This window comes from Rahnella inusitata (assembly GCF_965118895.1).
GTDB classification, from domain to species: domain Bacteria; phylum Pseudomonadota; class Gammaproteobacteria; order Enterobacterales; family Enterobacteriaceae; genus Rahnella; species Rahnella inusitata_A.
This window is the reverse complement of the sequence record NZ_CBCPJJ010000002.1, coordinates 331587-348127: the sequence shown is the minus strand read 5'-3', so window position 1 is coordinate 348127 and position 16541 is coordinate 331587. Positions and strand designations below refer to the sequence as shown.

17 protein-coding genes and 1 riboswitch are annotated in these 16541 nt (G+C 54.0%); of the genes, 5 read left to right on the top strand and 12 right to left on the bottom strand.

Features of this window, described 5'->3' with window-relative positions:
* Window positions 1-10: 10 nt before the first annotated feature.
* The 6 genes from tatA to ACMHLI_RS03180 form a co-directional block, all read right to left on the bottom strand.
* Complete coding sequence (gene tatA, locus ACMHLI_RS03205) at window positions 11-214, bottom strand: Sec-independent protein translocase subunit TatA (protein ID WP_112169037.1); 204 nt, start codon at window positions 212-214, stop codon at window positions 11-13.
* A gap of 240 nt (window positions 215-454) precedes the next feature.
* Window positions 455-1252, bottom strand: coding sequence for an amino acid ABC transporter ATP-binding protein (locus ACMHLI_RS03200; RefSeq protein ID WP_413528222.1), 798 nt, complete (start codon window positions 1250-1252; stop codon window positions 455-457).
* The gene (locus tag ACMHLI_RS03195) at window positions 1249-2232 is read right to left on the bottom strand and encodes an amino acid ABC transporter permease (protein ID WP_413528221.1); all 984 of its coding nucleotides are present in this window, start codon (window positions 2230-2232) and stop codon (window positions 1249-1251) included. The genes ACMHLI_RS03200 and ACMHLI_RS03195 overlap by 4 nt, the downstream gene beginning before the upstream one ends.
* Window positions 2229-3137 carry an ABC transporter substrate-binding protein gene (locus ACMHLI_RS03190; protein ID WP_413528220.1) on the bottom strand — a complete coding sequence of 303 codons (909 nt, stop codon included), beginning with the start codon at window positions 3135-3137 and terminating at the stop codon, window positions 2229-2231. The genes ACMHLI_RS03195 and ACMHLI_RS03190 overlap by 4 nt, the downstream gene beginning before the upstream one ends.
* A 194-nt stretch (window positions 3138-3331) precedes the next feature.
* On the bottom strand, window positions 3332-4132 hold the full coding sequence (locus tag ACMHLI_RS03185; RefSeq protein WP_413528296.1) for a deaminated glutathione amidase: 801 nt from the start codon (window positions 4130-4132) through the stop codon (window positions 3332-3334).
* A 17-nt stretch (window positions 4133-4149) separates the two neighbouring features.
* Window positions 4150-5109, bottom strand: a complete 960-nt coding sequence (locus ACMHLI_RS03180) for a nitrate ABC transporter substrate-binding protein (protein ID WP_413528219.1) — start codon at window positions 5107-5109, stop codon at window positions 4150-4152.
* Window positions 5110-5328: 219 nt separating this feature from the next.
* On the opposite strand from ACMHLI_RS03180, the gene ACMHLI_RS03175 reads away from it, so the two are divergent.
* The 4 genes from ACMHLI_RS03175 to ACMHLI_RS03160 all read left to right on the top strand — a co-directional run bounded on the left by ACMHLI_RS03175 (window position 5329) and on the right by ACMHLI_RS03160 (window position 9476).
* Window positions 5329-6672: an aminotransferase class I/II-fold pyridoxal phosphate-dependent enzyme gene (locus ACMHLI_RS03175; RefSeq protein ID WP_413528218.1), complete on the top strand. Its 1344-nt coding sequence runs from the start codon at window positions 5329-5331 to the stop codon at window positions 6670-6672.
* Window positions 6673-6694: 22 nt separating this feature from the next.
* A riboswitch (Fluoride riboswitch) is annotated at window positions 6695-6757 on the top strand.
* A gap of 64 nt (window positions 6758-6821) precedes the next feature.
* Window positions 6822-7205, top strand: a complete 384-nt coding sequence (crcB, locus tag ACMHLI_RS03170; protein ID WP_413528217.1) for a fluoride efflux transporter CrcB — start codon at window positions 6822-6824, stop codon at window positions 7203-7205.
* Window positions 7206-7622: 417 nt separating this feature from the next.
* Window positions 7623-8279, top strand: a complete 657-nt coding sequence (locus tag ACMHLI_RS03165) for a TetR/AcrR family transcriptional regulator (RefSeq protein ID WP_413528216.1) — start codon at window positions 7623-7625, stop codon at window positions 8277-8279.
* 9 nt (window positions 8280-8288) lie between these two features.
* Window positions 8289-9476 carry a multidrug effflux MFS transporter gene (locus ACMHLI_RS03160; protein ID WP_413528215.1) on the top strand — a complete coding sequence of 396 codons (1188 nt, stop codon included), beginning with the start codon at window positions 8289-8291 and terminating at the stop codon, window positions 9474-9476.
* A 64-nt stretch (window positions 9477-9540) separates the two neighbouring features.
* On the opposite strand, the gene cspE is transcribed toward ACMHLI_RS03160, so the two are convergent.
* The 5 genes from cspE to ACMHLI_RS03135 form a co-directional block, all read right to left on the bottom strand.
* On the bottom strand, window positions 9541-9750 hold the full coding sequence (cspE, locus tag ACMHLI_RS03155; protein WP_056772010.1) for a transcription antiterminator/RNA stability regulator CspE: 210 nt from the start codon (window positions 9748-9750) through the stop codon (window positions 9541-9543).
* 176 nt (window positions 9751-9926) lie between these two features.
* Entirely contained in the window at window positions 9927-10664 is a 738-nt protein-coding gene (locus ACMHLI_RS03150) for a DUF2076 domain-containing protein (protein WP_413528214.1), read from the bottom strand.
* Between the two features lie 204 nt (window positions 10665-10868).
* Window positions 10869-11999, bottom strand: coding sequence for an ABC transporter substrate-binding protein (locus ACMHLI_RS03145; RefSeq protein ID WP_413528213.1), 1131 nt, complete (start codon window positions 11997-11999; stop codon window positions 10869-10871).
* A 199-nt stretch (window positions 12000-12198) separates the two neighbouring features.
* Window positions 12199-14289, bottom strand: a complete 2091-nt coding sequence (locus tag ACMHLI_RS03140; RefSeq protein ID WP_413528212.1) for a prolyl oligopeptidase family serine peptidase — start codon at window positions 14287-14289, stop codon at window positions 12199-12201.
* Between the two features lie 36 nt (window positions 14290-14325).
* Window positions 14326-15357, bottom strand: a complete 1032-nt coding sequence (locus ACMHLI_RS03135; protein ID WP_413528211.1) for a Ppx/GppA phosphatase family protein — start codon at window positions 15355-15357, stop codon at window positions 14326-14328.
* 341 nt (window positions 15358-15698) lie between these two features.
* On the opposite strand from ACMHLI_RS03135, the gene ACMHLI_RS03130 reads away from it, so the two are divergent.
* Entirely contained in the window at window positions 15699-15944 is a 246-nt protein-coding gene (locus ACMHLI_RS03130; protein ID WP_413528210.1) for a hypothetical protein, read from the top strand.
* Between the two features lie 65 nt (window positions 15945-16009).
* Here ACMHLI_RS03130 and ACMHLI_RS03125 read toward each other — a convergent pair whose 3' ends face one another.
* The gene (locus ACMHLI_RS03125; RefSeq protein WP_413528209.1) at window positions 16010-16525 is read right to left on the bottom strand and encodes a cupin domain-containing protein; all 516 of its coding nucleotides are present in this window, start codon (window positions 16523-16525) and stop codon (window positions 16010-16012) included.
* Window positions 16526-16541: the final 16 nt, after the last annotated feature.

The following is a 16541-nucleotide window of genomic DNA, read 5'->3' as shown; positions in this document are numbered from 1 at the left end:
TGCTGACTTCTCAGTCTTTATGCTCTACGCGTTTTTCTTCTGCAGCCGTTTTTTCAGCAGGTGCTGCCGGAGCCGGATCATCGTTCATGGCTTTCTTGAAGCCACGCAGCGCGGCGCCCAGGTCTCCGCCCAAAGAGCGCAGCTTGCTGGTACCGAACAACAGGACGATAAGCACGCCGACCACCAACAATTTAGTAATACTTAGACCTTCCATACATACCTTCTTTACACTGAGTGCCAGAAAACAGCGGTAACAACCTGTCATTATTAACGGCCATTCGCGACGCTAATACAACCCGAAAATGTAACAGAACGGATCCAAACCTGTGCGCATTATGACCAGCGGCGGCTATTATGAGCATGAACCGCCAGCCTATAAAGCAATTCCGTCCTTCGCTGCCCTAAATACGCCGCAAGTTTGATTTAAACCCGCGTTTCGTTGCACCGCTGTCGGTCAGATAAAGCGGCTGAGGAAGGCCTGCGTTCGAGGATGTTGCGGATTAACTAAAACTTCATCCGCCGCGCCCTGCTCGACCACATACCCGCGATCCATAAACACCACGCGGTCTGCGGCTTCTTTCGCAAATCCGATCTCATGAGTGACAACAATCATTGTCAGCCCCTGCTGCGCCAGATCCCGCATTGTCGCCAGCACTTCGCCGACCAGTTCCGGATCGAGCGCGGACGTTGGCTCATCAAACAGCATCAGCTTAGGTTTAACCGCCAGCGCACGGGCAATCGCCACTCGCTGTTGCTGTCCGCCGGAGAGATGGCGCGGATAGGCATCGGCTTTATCACTTAGCCCGACCTTTTCCAGCAGCTCGCGGGCATATTTTTCCGCATCCTGACGGGATTCTTTATGCACGCCGACTGGCGCTTCAATAATGTTTTGCAGCACCGTCATGTGCGGATACAGATTGAATTGCTGGAACACCATACCGATGTCCCGGCGCTGGCGCGCAATCGCCCGCTCAGACAATTTGTGCAGCCGGTCGCCGCGCAGTTCATAACCAATCTGCTCACCACCCACCATGATTGAACCGCGATCGATATCTTCCAGATGATTAATGCAGCGCAGAAACGTCGATTTACCCGAGCCCGAAGGCCCGAGGATCACCACCACTTCGCTCGGCTTTACATCCAGATCGATACCTTTGAGCACTTCGTTGTCGCCGTAACTTTTATGCACATTACGGGCAACCACCAGTGACGCCGTGTCGGATGACTGTACGTCGGATGGCGTATGATTCATAAGTCCTCCTTGCGGGCCATGCCCGGTGAATTCATGATCGGCGCAGCTTTTTCTTGCGCAGCGTTTTGACGACGTTTCACGCTGGGTAACGTACGGCGCGTACCACGGGAATAGTAACGCTCGACGGCAGACTGCCCGAGGTTCAGCAGCGAAGTGATAAACAGATACCAGATAACCGCGACCATCAGCATCGGCACCACTTCAAAGGTACGGTTGTAAATGGTTTGCACGGAATACAGCAGATCGCCCATCGCGATGACGCTGACCAGCGATGTCGCTTTGATCATACTGATCAGCTGGTTACCGGTTGGCGGGATAATGGAGCGCATCGCCTGCGGAATAATAATCCGGCGCAGCGCGCGCCCGCGGCTCATACCGAACGCCTGTGCGGTTTCGCCCTGACCGTTATCCACCGAGAGCAACCCGGCGCGAATGATTTCCGCCATGTACGCGGCTTCGTTCAACGCCAGACCGGCGATCGCGGCGGTCAGCGGCGTGATCAGATCATTGGTGTTCCAGCTCATGTATTCCGGGCCAAAAGGAATGCCCAGTACGACGCGCGGGAATAACGTCGACATGTTGTACCAGAACAGCAACTGCACCAGCAGCGGCGTTCCGCGAAAGAACCAGATGTACAACCCCGCCAGCTGGCGCAGCAACAGGCTGTCAGACAAGCGGGCAATGGCCAGCATCAGACCAATGAACACACCAAGCAACATGGAAACCACGGTCAGGCCGAGCGTTACGCCCAGGCCCTTGATCACCGAACCTTCCATGAACCATTGCGCGACAACGTGCCACTCAAAGTTCTTGTTCTGCGATACGCCCCAGAGCACATCTGCGGCGATCAGCAGTACCACAATCCAGGCAACCCAGCGGCCAAAACTGCGGGGTGCATGGGAGAACTCAACGTTACGGCGTGGATCCTGCGTATAGTCGTCCTTGACTGCCGGCTTTGAACTATACGTTTTGTCGGTCATTTAGGTTGCGCCTTTGCCAGGTTGATGCCCGGTGCCTGGATCATATTGCCTTCCAGACCCCATTTTTTCATGATGATGGCGTAGGTACCGTTATCAAACAGCTTCTGATAACCGGCCAGAATCGCATCGCGCACGGCAGAATCTTTCGGCACTACGGTGCCCTGGAAGATATCGCCGAAGCCGTTAGATTTTCCGGTGCCGGTCAGTTCCAGCTGGCCGTTGGCTTTTTCAACGAAGTAAGTCAGTGGTGCCTGAGAAGAGAAGAAGGCATCAGAGCGGTTTGAACGCACCGCCAGGATGGACGTCGGCTGATCGCTGAACGACTGCACGGTCACGGCCGGTTTGCCGTCTTTCACACACACTTCAGACTGCTTGCGGATCACCTGTTCAGCCGAACCACCCGCCATGACGGCGATACGCTTGCCGCAAGTATCATCGAGCGCGTTAATCTTTTCGGGATTGCCTTTACGCACGCCGAACACCACAAACTCCTTCACGAAATCGACGAAATCATTCTTCGCCTGGCGATCGGGATAGTCACCAATCGGGCCGATACCCATCTGGTAACGCCCCGCGGCCATGCCGCTCAAAATGCCGGACAAACCGGTGACCGATGCGTGTTCAATTTTGACGCCCAGCACTTCTCCGAGCGCGTGGGACAGATCGGCACTGGCGCCATCAAGACCGTTGCTGCCGGTCACGATTTCATAGGGAGGGAAAGAGCCGTTGTTCACAGAGGTCATCACACCTGACTTCTGAATGTCCGCAGGTAATTTGGCGTGGATCGCCGGATCCATTGTCTGAGTCGGAATCGCAACACTTTCAGCAGCAAAGGTATTCAGGGAAGACACGGAAAGTAATGCAGCAGTCAGAACCGCGGCCTGACGTAATTGTTTTGCCATCATCTCTTAATCCTCTGTGTAAAAAATCAGTCTGTGAGTTTATGAATGTTGTGTATTTATAGTTAACGCCTTCCGTGGCGGACTTCTTTAGAGTAATGCTTTCTATTTATAGGTCTTTCTTTACAACGAGTCCCTGGTGAGGCGCTCGCGTTACTGCTTTTAAGCGCTGAATTTCTGCCGTTGAGGACCGGCGGAAATCAGGCTTCGTTGTTGTTCAGTTGCGGCAACCCAAAACGGCGGTTAGCCAGCACCGGCAACACTTTACGGGCATGAGCCAGACGATCTTTGTCCAGCTCGGCAAACACTAAGGCAGGGGCTTCGGCGGCGCGGGCAATGGCCACGCCCAGCGGATCGACCACCATACTGTTACCGATATTGCGCTCGCCACATTCGCCCACCGCCACCATATAGGTGGTATTTTCCAGTGCGCGGGCGGTGACCAGCACTTCCCAATGCATTTCTTTCAGCGGGCCTTTCACCCAGGCGGCAGGCAGTACCAGCGCATCTGCGCCATCGAGTACCAGACGGCGCGCCAGTTCAGGGAAACGCACGTCATAACAGGTCATCAGGCCGACGTTAAAACCGGCAACGTTGACCAGCGGCGGCACGTCGTCGCCGGCGGTAACGTTTTTCGATTCCTGCGAGGAGAACGCATCATACAAATGCAGCTTGCGGTACTCGGAAATAATTTCACCATTACGAATAGAAATCAGGACGTTATACGCGCGACCGTCAGGTGCAGGCGTATGCACGCTCATCATGGTGGTCATCTGATTACCACGGCTGGCGGCCAGCAGCTGGCTGACGAACGGACCGTCCAGAGGCTGTGCGGCTTTCAGTACTAAATCCGGATCGGTGATATCACGCGCTAAAATACCTTCCGGCAGCACCAGTAAATCGGTTCCGGCTTCCAGCGATTTCGCCATCAGCGACAGGCAGGTTTCGACGTTGGCTTCCCATTCGCGGGAAACGGCAAACTGACCTAATGCAACTTTCATCATTACTTCTCCGGCCATTAACGGGTGGCAAACTGCGGGAACAAATCTGCCGGCGTCAGGCGCTGAGCAGTCAGCCCCTGTGCGTGTAATTCATGAGCAAAATCGTCGATCATTTTTTCGTTCGCCGCGAAACCGTTTGCATTCCAGTTCGCCGGTAAATCCACCACCGTGCGACGTAAATCATCCAGCAGCCACGGCGTGGTATCGGCGTATTTCGCGCGCTTATCCATCCAGAGTTCATAGGAACGGTCGATGATGTCGCTTAACGCCTGCGGCAGCCACGGATGCGCTTCGGCCAGCGCCGGTTTGATGGCCAGCAAATGAATGCCGGGGATGTAACCGACGCGGTTGAAATAAGCCAGCTCGGCGGCACGGAAATCGGGCTGGAACTGACGGAAACCGGAATCCGGTTTGAAAAAGCCGTCAGGCATAAACGGCGTGAAAATCGCGTCCAGCCAGCCTTCCTGCAACAATTCCATCATCGGACGTTCACCCGGCACCGTTTCGATGCGTCCTTCGCGGCCAAAACCAGCCAGACGATCGACAATCGGGTGCGCTTCGGTCAGGCGTCCCACGTACCAGTTTGCATCTTCAATCCCCACGCCTTCCAGCGCCAGCAGCGTACGGGTCCAGGTGTTGCCTGAATCCTGCCAGCCGGTCAGGCCGATGCGTTTCCCTGCCAGCTGCGACAGCTCGGTCAGCGGGCTGTCTTCGCGGGTGATGATGCAACGCTGGCGAAAACCGCGCATCAGGAAATGCGGGATAGCCAGCAGATCGGATTCACCACGCGCCCGCCCCTGTGCATAACGGCTGAAAGAAACTTCGCCTGCATCGTACTTCTCGCTGGTCGCCAGGTTATCAACCAGCGTTCCCACACGATCAATCTCGAGGTTAAACCCTTCAGGTTTAAGATCGCCCAACGCCAGCGGCGTAAAATAATCCCAGTCACGTACTGCCAGCCTGATGGTAATCGTCACATCTATCCCCTTAAGTGTCAGCATCTGAAATGCAGAAAAATAACTGTGCGTTCATCAGCTGGTCACAAACCGCTCCACAAACGCACCAAATTCTTTTACGAAGGAGATCATGATTATTGCAACGTGATTATTTTATCGCCTCCGCTGGCTAAGTTTGATACTAATGGCATAAATTAATATGTACAATAGAATCTTTGTTACTGAACAAAAGGCAAAAAGATGGCTGAAAATTCCCCTGAAAAAACGCTGGATGCGCAATGGTTAGCAACACAATTGCAGGATCGTTCGATGCGTGGCATTGCAATTGAAACCGCTGCGCTGATCCGTTCGGGTGTGATCGAGATAGGTACGCACCTGCCCGCCGTTCGCGAACTGGCGCAGGCGTTAGGGGTGAGCCCGGCGACGGTATCCGCCGCCTGGGGGCAGTTGCGCCGCCAGAAAGTCATTGCCGGACGCGGCAGAAATGGCGTCTGGGTCTGCGGCGATATGCTCTCACCGCGCCCTGCCCGTTTTGAGAAAATCGGTAATTTCGGCGAGCATATCATCGCCGATCTGGCGCTCTCCTCGCCCGATCCGACCTTGTTACCGGAATTACATGAAGCCATGCAGCACGGCGTGAGTGCTGACAATCTCAATAGCTATCAGCGTGAAGCCATCGCACCCGCCTTACTCGAAGCAGTCAAACCTGACTGGCCTTATGACGCACCGTCGTTTATGGCTGCCGACGGCGGCTTCGACGCCATGAATCTCACGCTGCAAACATTGCTGATGCAGGGTTCCGTAGTGGCGATTGAAGACCCGACGGCGACGCGTCTGCTCGATATGCTGGATAATCTCGGCGCACAGGTTGTGCCGGTGAAATGTGATGAATTCGGCCCGATCCCGGAGTCGCTCAACATGGCGCTGACTAAAAACCCTTCGGCATTTATCTACCAGCCGCGCACCCATTCTCACTGCGGTCATGCGCTGAATGACGCGCGTGTTGCGGCGCTGGCGAAAATCCTTGGCGAGAGCAATACGCTGATTATCGAAGACGACGGCATCGGGCAACTGTCGGCCTACCCGCCGGTCAGTATGGGCAGCGTCTTGCCGGATCGCACCGTGCATGTGCGGTCTTATTCCAAAGCCTACGGCCCTGATTTACGGCTGGCAGTGCTGTCCGGTTCTGAGGATTTGGTGAAGCAAATCAAATCATTCCGTAATTTCGGCGCTGGCTGGTCGAGCCGTATCTTGCAACAGGCGCTGGCGTGGCTGATTAACGATGTGAAAACGCAGGCCGGTATTACTCACGCCAAAACAGTGTACGCAGAGCGGCGCAAAGCGATGTCGGATGCCCTGCGCATTCGCGGCGTGAATATCCCGGAACGCGACGGGCTGGCGATATGGATCCCGGTACCTTCTGAGCAGTTTGCGCTGGTGACGCTGGCCGCACGCGGGATCGCCGTGTTGCCGGGTGAACGTTGCCGCATTGGACCGGGACAGTTTATCCGCATCAGCACCAGTCAGATCAAGGCCGATAAAGTCGATCTGATTGCCGATGCCATAGTGCTGGCGATGGGTTGACGTTTCACGCTAAAATCAGCGCCTGCTGTATGGAGATGACATTCCTCCCAAACCGCCTTTACCGGCTGATGATGTCTACGCAATCTCGTGAGAGGTTCGTAGCGTCGTGCCCGGACCTTTCTGAATTCAACTTACTTAGAATGGATTATATGCTTAGCACCTTACTTGCAGTCTTTATCGGCGGCGGCATTGGCAGCGTTGTCCGGTGGTATGTCAGCCTTAAAATGAACGGGATGAGCCCGGTGCTACCGGTCGGCACGCTGACGGTTAACCTGGTCGGCGCATTTATCATCGGGCTGTGTATTGCCATTTTCAGCAAGATGACGCACCTGGATCCGGTTTGGAAAATGCTGCTCACTACCGGTTTCTGCGGCGGCCTGACCACCTTTTCGACTTTCTCGCTGGAAGTGGTTTACATGTTGCAGGATGGCCGTTTCGGTGCGGCGATGCTCAACATGGCGCTTAATCTGGCCGGCTCCCTTGCCATGACCTTACTGGCGTTCGCGCTGGTCAGCTGGTACACCGCACACTGATCCTCTCCGGCAGCGGGGCTTTTCTGCGCAAACGCCCCGTTGTTGTGTTCGAACTGTGATGCAGATTCACATCCCTTCTCAGTGTCTTAATGTTTCCTTCATGTTCCTTGCAGATAATGGTGAGCATTAAATCGGACTCATTAATTGCACACTCTGAGGTATGCCATGTTTTCTGCTCCAAAAACGTCATCTGAATATCTGGTTGTGGCCCTTTGTGTCCTGACCGTTGCCGCTTTTTTCCAGGCCTATTTCTCTTAATACCACCGGTTTACACTCCCCTTTTCAAAAAACGGCGCACCTCTCTGAAGTGCGCCGTTTTTGTTGCATTCCGCATACTCATATTTACCTGCCGTGCCTTATTGCCTATAATTGAGAATGATCGTTCACAACCAATGACGGCGATACGCCAGGACACCCATGCTTGCCCCCCAACAATGCAGTAAAGATGCCCGTATCAGCGCCCGGCGTGACCAGATTATCGCCGCCGCCCGACTGTGTTTTCGTAAGCACGGTTTTCACGGTGCCGGCATGGCTGAGATAGCCAAAACGTCGCAGCTCAGCGTGGGGCAGATTTATCGTTATTTCGCCAACAAAGACGCCATCATCGAAGAAATCGTGCGTCGTATGGTGATGAAAAAAATCCAGCTGATCACCGGTAACGCCCATAATTTACAACAGGTGGCTCACAATCTGGCGCACCGGCGCATCGGCAATCTCAGTTCACCGTTTAAGGAAGATTTCTGCACCGAACAAAAAGAGCAGGCCGAAATTGACCACGCGCTGATGCTTGAGGTGGCCGCCGAAGCTACCCGTAATCCTACGGTCGAAAAGATCTGGCGCGATTCAGAAAAGCAGCTGTTTAACGAAGCTAAATCATTCCTGAGTAAAAGTTTCCCGCAGTTTTCGGATGCGGAAATGACAGCAAAAGTCGAAAGCCTCGCCGTCATCTGCGAAGGAACCGCCTTCCGCCGTCTGACCACCGTTCACGCCGATGCGGAGGTTCTGGAAGCGTTATACCATCGCTACTTTCAGGATCTCTTCAACTCGGATTTCACCCCCAGCAAACCGGAATAATCCTTCACCATGAGTGCTCACCTGCAAGATAAACGCCTCGGCTATGCCCTGGTTCTCGGCTCACTCGCCGCTCTCGGTCCGTTATGTACCGATTTGTATTTACCGGCGCTGCCAGAACTGGCCGGTGAACTGAATACTTCCACCGCCAGCGCGCAGCTAAGCCTCACCGCCGGTCTGCTTGGTCTGGGTTTCGGCCAGCTGATTTTTGGTCCGCTAAGCGATCGCTATGGCCGCATTCGTCCCTTGTTATGGTCGCTGGCTTTGCTGCTGGCTGCCTCAGTCTGGTGCGCTGTAGCACCGGATATCCATCAACTGATTGTAGCCCGTTTACTTCAGGGCATCGCCGGTGCCGGTGGCGCAGTACTTTCCCGCGCCGTCGCCAGAGATTTGTACAACGGCCATGAGCTGACACGCTTCTTTGCCTTGTTGATGCTGGTCAACGGGCTGGCGCCCATCATTGCACCGGTGCTGGGTGGCGCGATGCTGAGCTGGATGAACTGGCGGGGGATTTTCGGCGTGCTGGCGGTCATCTCCATTATGCTGTTTGCCTCCGCCGCGCTGAAGTTGCACGAGACGCTGCCGCCGGAGCGACGCTCGCAGGGCGGGATTTTCAGCATGCTCGGCTCAGTCTTTTCATTACTGAAACACCGTCCGTTTATGGGGCTGTGCCTGACGCAAGGCTTCGTGATGGCGGGAATGTTCGCCTATATCGGCGCATCGCCGTTTGTCTTGCAGCAGATTTATCACCTTAGCCCGCAGATGTTCAGCCTGTGCTTTGCAGTCAACGGCATCGGTCTGGTCATTTCCGCGCAGGTATCCACCCGCTTTAGCCGTCGCTATGGCGAAATGGCGCTGGTGAAAACCGGCCTGTGCATTGCTGCCGTGGCGTCTGTCGCGCTGGTGATCGCCGCCAGTCTTGGTGCGCCGCTGATGATGCTGCTGGTGCCGCTGTTCTTCTCGGTGATGGTGATCGGGATTGTCAGCCCGAATGCCGGATCGCTGGCGATGCAAAGTCAGGGGAAAAATGCAGGCAGCGCGTCGGCGCTGTTGGGGGTGTGTATGTTTGCGCTCGGCGCGATTGCCGTACCGGTGACCGGCTTTGGCAGTATGCCTGCGCTCTCAATGGCGCTGACCATGCTCGGCTGCTATGCGATAGCCATCCTGCTGTTCGTCACGCTGGTACGCAAACCGGCGTAAATGTCCCTGATCGACAGGCAAAAAAAAACCCGCTTCGGCGGGTTTTTTAAGAATTCGGCTAAAGTCAGATAGCGATAACGTTAGCAGCCGACGGGCCTTTGGCACCATTGGTGATTTCGAACTCTACGCGCTGGCCTTCAGCGAGGGTCTTGAAGCCCTGGCTGGAAATAGCAGAGAAATGAACGAAAACATCTTTGCTGCCATCTTCAGGGGTAATGAAACCAAAACCTTTAGATTCATTGAACCACTTAACGCTACCTTTAATCTTAGACATCAAACTTACCTTTACGTGAATGTTGGACACAAAATGTGTGTCATTCACAGTACAGCAACAGATCTTCATTTTGTCCAGAATTCTGATAGCAATAAGCGATAAAGCTCTCATTCCTGACTTTTCGTTGCCGCTTTCTTCTGCAAAATCAGCCCTTCACGCCCTGATATCGCGCACCATCAGAAAAATGAATCATCGTCATTATTGAAGTCATCAGAGTCAAAATTATCTGAACCGAAACCCAGATCTGAATTGTTATCACGCAACGACGCATCCTCCCAGGATGGCTGATTACTGTCGAAGCCCTGATTGTTGTTATCCAGAAAACTGCTGTCAGCAGGGTTGAGATCCTGCACCGGCGGTTCTTCGATAATGTTAACAATTTCCTGCGGCTGGCTGTGATGGAACATGCCGGTCAGCATATCCGCCAGCACCACGCCACCGGCGACGCCCGCCGCCGTGCGCAGTGCGCTGCCCAGGAATCCCGGAGCCTGAGGCGCGGCCTGTGCGGGAGCCTGCTGTGACTGCCCGGCGTATTGTGACGGTTGTGGCTGAGCGCCCCACCCTTGCGTGCCGGGGATTGGCTGACTGCCCTGCGACACAGAACGCTGCGGCTCAGGCGCAGAAGCTCCGCCGCCAAACAGCCCGGCCAGAAAACCGCTACTTTGCGGTTTGGCAGTTTGCTGTTGTAACTGATCGACTTGCTGCTGTAAGGCCTGCACCTGACCGTTCAGTTTGGTCAGTGCGGCTTCCAGAATAATCATCGCCTGCGCCATGTAATAAGGTGCCGACGGCTGCTGACGGATATGGGCCTGAATCACACGCTCAGCGTCCGCATCGCGCGGTGCTGTATTGGACTCAGCTTGTTGCAAGCGACTAAAAAGCCCGTCAATTAAACGCTGTTCTTCAGATTGCATAAATTCACCTTGTTGATGTCGTGCGCTTCGCTGGCGGTCGCCCTGGTGACCTATAGCGGGATTCTATGAATCACACTAATACAATTGAATTAAGGTATGAATTAACGGAGTGTCAACGAATGTGACGAATGTAAATGGCGGTCATAACGGGCGCGAGGCGGTAAGGAGCCCGTCTGCCGGAAAGCAGACGGGATGACGCTTAAGTTATTTCTTCGCTGACCAGCCGAGGATGAAATCCTGATCCGGCAGGTTGGTGTAGTTACGCACGATCTCGTGGTAAGTCTTCGCGGGATCCAGCGTTTTAAACTCTTTTGGATAAATAAACTTTGCCAGATATTCCATCCCGACGATGTTGTACGGGTGGTTATAGAACTGGTGATACACCGCATAGACGTTGCCGTTCATCACAGCCGGGATCTGCGCTACGCCGGTGCGGGTGGTCAGCACTTTCGCGGTTTGATCCAGGCTGGCCTGATCCGCGCCGTAACCAAATGGCAGAATGTGGGTCACAGAACCGCCTTTCGGACGCGCAGAACCGGTCATGATGTAAACGTCCGGCTTCATGCTGATCACCTGCTCCAGCGAAACGGTGCCTGAAGCCCCGGGCAACAGCTGGGAGCCGATGTTGTGGGCATCGACCGCCTGAATCAACCGGCCCCAGCCTGCATTACCGTGAGTGAAGCAGCAGGAATCATCGCGACCGGCAATCGGTTCGATGAACACGTTTGGTTTAATTTTGATCGCTGATACGGCTTTCTGAATGCTCTGGAAATGTTCGTTATAGAACTGCGTATAGGCGCGGGCGTTATCCTCCTGATTCATCACTTTGCCTAGCAGATCGATGCTTGGCGCAGTGTTTTTGGCCGGATCCAGTTCATAATCCAGGAACACCACCGGAATGTGCAGCGCGGCCAGTTTGTCCAGCACGCCCGCCTGTGCGAGAGAATCTTTAGCCCGAAGCTGGGCAACCATCAGGTCGGGTTTCTTGGCAATCACGGTTTCGAGATCAACCTGCCCTTTATCACTGAACCCCATATCAAGAATATTGGCAGATTCTGGCCATTTACTTTTCAGCATATCCCAGGTGCCGCTGTCGGTTTTCTTCAGCAGGTTATTCCACGCCACTACGTGCTCAAAAGGGTTGGCTTTGTCCAGCACTGCCAGCGCCAGTAAATCGCGGCCATCCTGCAAAATCACGCGCTGCGGCGCTTTCTCGATAGTGACTTTCTGTCCGGAAATGTCGGTAACCGTCAGCGGATAAGTGGTGGCAAAAACAGAAAAGGAAGCGGCCATCAGACCGGCAACAGACAGCACGCGAGCGGTGTTCTTGTACATGCAAAGCCCCGAAAATGAGAATGAATGAAAAATGATTTTGATAATTGTTATCAAACAAACAGAAATAATAAACAAGGAACGATTGATGAGGCAACGCTTTTACGGGGAATAATGCGGATAAAACATGTCGAAATATGAACGGGATACCAGGCCGGCATCCCGTTTGAGTTAAGTCAGATAATCAATAAAACGGCTGGTCTTACGATTCGCGACCGATGAACTTCAGCAGAAACTCACTGACCATCACACGTTTAAAGGCGGACTGCGCTTTGTCTGCCGCTGCACTGTGGCCACCTTCGGTATTCTCGTAGAAATATACATCAGGAATACCCAGCGCCTGCATTTTAGCCGCCATTTTACGCGCATGATCTGGCCCGACGCGGTCATCGCTGGTCGCCGTAGAGAACAGTACCGGCGGGTATTTCTTCGCCGGATCGATGTTGTGATACGGCGAGAATTCGCGGATAAATTCCCACTCTTGCGGGATCTGCGGATCGCCGTATTCAGCAATCCACGAGGCACCGGCGGAGATCTGCGTGTAACGCTGCATGTCCAGCAACGCGACTTCGCAGACGATCGCGCCGAACAGCTCCGGGTATCGCGTCAGCATATTGCCGACCAACAGACCGCCGTTGCTGCCGCCCTGCGCCGCCAGATGGGCCGGTGAGGTGATGTTGCTGGCAATCAGCGCTTTGGCGACAGAGGCGAAATCTTCATACGCGCGCAGACGTTTTCCTTTCAGCGCCGCCTTATGCCATTCCGGCCCGTACTCGCCACCGCCACGGATATTGGCCACCACAAAGACGCCGCCGCGATCCAGCCATGCTACGCCGCTCACGCCGAGATAATAGGGATCGAGCGACACTTCAAAACCCCCGTAGCCGTAAAGCAGCGTCGGATTTTTGCCGTCGTACACCACATCTTTGCGGCAGACCACGAAATACGGCACGCGCGTGCCGTCGTCGGACCGCGCAAAATGCTGGCTGACCTGATAACGGGATGCATCGAAATGCGACGGATCCTGTTTAAGCAATTGCGCCTCTTGTTCCGCGCCATTATCCAGACTGCCAAGCGACAAACTCGTCGGTTGCAGGAAGCCGCTGACGGTCATGAAATAGTCGTTCGAGTCGTCCGAGACGCCCCAGGCGTTGATTTTACTGAGTTCCGGCACATGTCCGAACGGCTCGCGCTGCCATTCGCCGTCTTTGGGGGTCAGCACTTCGAGGCGGTTCACCACGTCACGCGTGATACTCAAAATGATGTGATCGCAGGCGCAGGAATAACCGTTGAGCTGATCACGCGTGGCAGTCACTCCGCTCAGTGCGCTGTGATCGCCCGGCACAAAAAGCGGTACCAGCGTGCGGTCACCGGCCATAAAGGCGTCAAAATTCATGGTCAGCAGCGAACCGGACGGCCAGCTTTGGCCGTTGACCTGCCACTCGCTGGAAGGCTGGATCAGGATCCATTCGCGCCACGAACTGAATTTGGCATCATCAGGCAAATCGATTTTAATCAGTTCTTTTTCTGCGTTTAACAGGAACACTTCGCGGTGATAGAAATCGATCACCCGTACGATATAATCGTGCTCGAAGCCGGTGAAGCTGTCGTGATAGCCAACGGCCATCATGTCTTTTTTACCCGCGCTGTAGACCGTAGTGGCTTCGCTGAGCGGTGTAGCGCGCGACCAGATTTTCACAATACGTGGATAACCTGAATCGGTCAGGGAGTCTTCGCCAAAATCAGTGGCGACGAACAGGTGGTCATGGTCAATCCAGCCGGTGCGGCTTTTCGCGACCGGCAGGAAGAAGCCGTCGGAGACGAACTCCAGCGTCTGTAAATCAAACTCGCGCACTTCAGAGGCATCGCCGCCGTCCGGGGACAGGAAAACCAGCGCCCGTTTGTATTCAGGTTTCAGCGGAAAGACTCCGTGATACACCCAGTCCTTTCCTTCAGCTTTGCCCAGCGCATCAATGTCCAGCACCGTTTCCCACTGTGGTTCAGATTTACGGTATTCGTCCAGCGTGGTGCGCCGCAGCAGGCCGCGCGGATTTTTCGCATCCTGCCAGAAGTTGTACCACTTTTCGCCAAACCGCCCGATGCCGGGGATCTGATCCGGCGAATTCAGCCCTTTAAGCACTTTCTCGCGAAGCGGGTCAAACTCTTTGCCCTGGGTAAAAGCGGCCAGCGTAATTGGATTTTGCTCATGCGCCCAGGCCAGCGCCTGTTCGTTACGGATCCCTTCCAGCCAGATAAAGTCATCGTGCTGTGGATTGGTTGAGTCAGTTGTCATGCGATTCTGCTCCTTCAGTCATGCGTTATACGGGCCTTATTGCACCAGAATGCCCTGAATCAGGCTGGCTTTCACCACAGTCACCTGCGGAATGTTCAGCGCCTGCATAAACCCTTCGACCAGCAACAAGTTGCTGACGTCGGTCGCCCGATATTCACCGGCCAGTTCGCTGTCGCCTTTCCACACCTGATTTTTCGACACCCGCTGCAGATCTTCTAAGGTGTAAGTATTGTTTGAGCGATGAGTCTTGTTGGCAGAACGCAGCTGGTCTTTGACCGAGTAGCCGTGAACGCCGCCGATACCGATCACACGACGGGTCTTAGCATCCTCTTTGATCTGCGGGCTGACGTGCGTCCGTGCGTAGAAATTCACATAACGCAGCACGGTATTACGCAGCGAACCAATCGGGTTCGGCGACGCCGCTTTGTCGAGTTCCTGATTTTTCAGCACGCTGATGATGAATTCTTTCAGCATCACCGAGGCCAGACGCCCCTGGTAAATATCGGTCACCGTCTTGCCATTTTGCTCGCGAAAGGCGGTCATCTGCATCGATCCGCCGCCGATGTCCCATACCAGCAAATCTTCATTTTTGACGTTGTTGTCATGCAGCGCGGCTTTCGCCGAAATAAACCCCAGCTCAGCTTCCTGCTCCTGCGTGATGATGCGCAGCTGGATCTGTGCCTGCTGGTTGAACTGGTCGATCACCTGCTGGCCGTTTGACGCTGAACGGAACACCGCGGTTGCCACGCCGGTAATGCGCTGAGGATGGAACGTGCGCGCCTTATCAACCATCTCCCTGAGCGCGGTCACGCCCTGCTGCTGCATGGCGGCACTTAACTGATTATTGCCCGATTTTCCTAAATCATCGTTAAAGCCCAGCGGGCGCTGATCTTCATACAGCACTTTCCCCAGCTGGTGGCGGCAAATATCCACCTGTGCGACCTGAATTTTGGTGGTGCCGGAACCCATATCGATACCCGCACGGGTTTCAATACAGTTGTTTGCCCACGCAGAGAACGTGCTTAACGCGAATACAATAACCAGAAGATTTTTACGTGTGTGATTCATCTCATCCTGCCCTGAAAAATATAACAAAAATCATAAAGCATTCAGGAATACCCGTTTTATCCTTGTGATTTCAAGCTTTTTTGCTTTCTGAACACACGGCGACTTTCTTAAAACGTACGATTTCCCTGGCCTAAAAAACCAAAAACCACTGCACTTTGTCCTAAAAAATCCATTCTGAGATCCCACGGAGATCTGGCTATTCCTTTTTGTGAGTCAGCTCATGCATTGAACTTATAGGAACGCCTATAAAGAAATCATTACCTTGTGATGACAAAAAATGACGTGGTTATGAGGTAAAAATGAGGCACGAAAATCAGGCAGTTTCAGAAAGGAGTGGAAGTATGGAATGGAAAATTATAGATATCCTGAATATCCCGCACACAGGACTCAAATACATCTGCATTCAGGCGTTTAAAAACCTGAAGCTGATATTGTCGGTGGATGACAACTTCTCGCTGAAAACCGGTGATACGCTGGAAATCACGCCGGAAGGTTACTCGCTCAACCGACATGAAGCGCAGACGCTAAAGATCCACCGCATGATGCCGTATTGTCAGCAGCGCTGGCAGTCGCTTTCTATCCAATGAAGACCTTTGTTGACATGATGAACTCTGCAAAACCCGCGTCACACGCTCCTTAAAAAAGCCGGTTATCACACCGGCTTTTTGTTGCCTCTTTTTTGATCCGACAGCCCGTCATGCTCACCAAACTCCTGCGGCGGCACATCCTGCCAGCGGTCTTTTCGGGTGGCTTCGTATTGCTGATTCTTCGGATAGTAAATACGGTTTTCCGCTTTGTTCGCCTCACCGATCGTCAGCAAATGCACTTCTTCATCGGTGTTGTTGATGAAGGTATGACAGATACCAGTTCCCTGCGGAAAAGCCACCGAGTCGCCCGGTTTCAGCGGATGCAAATCCCCGTTGATCCATGCATCCGGATGCCCCTCAAGGACATACACAAATTCATCTTCAGCACTTTCCGCATGCGGATAACTGGTGCGACGCCCCGGCAGCAGCCGCTCATGATGGATACCAATGCGCGTCAGCCCGAGTGATTTTCCAAGCGGCGCACCGATTGACATCAGTTCATCATCGCCGGGATAACTGCCGTCGTCCGGGCCTTCGAGCTCCGTCCAGTGACGGATAAAATCAGGTCGTTCCTTGCTCATAGCACCTCAAAATATC